1 protein-coding gene is annotated in these 370 nt (G+C 62.2%); it reads left to right on the forward strand.

Going from position 1 to position 370, the window contains the following annotated elements; genetic code table 11:
* Positions 1-370: aldo/keto reductase (locus EOA23_RS35460; protein WP_189341858.1), on the forward strand; the 370-nt coding region annotated here is incomplete at both ends.

The raw sequence follows: 370 nt of genomic DNA on the forward strand, positions 1-370 counted from the left end.
CAGGCAAAGGCGTGTTCGGTCCGCCGAAAGATCATGACGCGGCCATCGCCGTGCTGCGCGAGGCAATTGCGCAAGGCGTGAATCACATCGACACCAGCGATTATTACGGTCCGTACGTCACCAACAAGCTGATCCGCGAGGCGCTGGCGCCCTACCCCGACGACCTCACCATCGTCACCAAGATCGGCGCCCGCCGTGGCGAAGACGCCTCTTGGCTGCCGGCCTTCTCAGCCGACGAGCTCGAACGGGCCGTGCACGACAATCTCCGCAATCTCGGTCTTGAGGTGATGGACGTCGTTAATCTGCGCATCATGTTCGGGGTGCATGGTCCAGCCGAAGGTTCCATCGAGGCGCAGGTCACCAAGCTTGC

Source organism: Mesorhizobium sp. M2A.F.Ca.ET.042.01.1.1, from assembly GCF_003997405.1.
GTDB lineage: Bacteria > Pseudomonadota > Alphaproteobacteria > Rhizobiales > Rhizobiaceae > Mesorhizobium.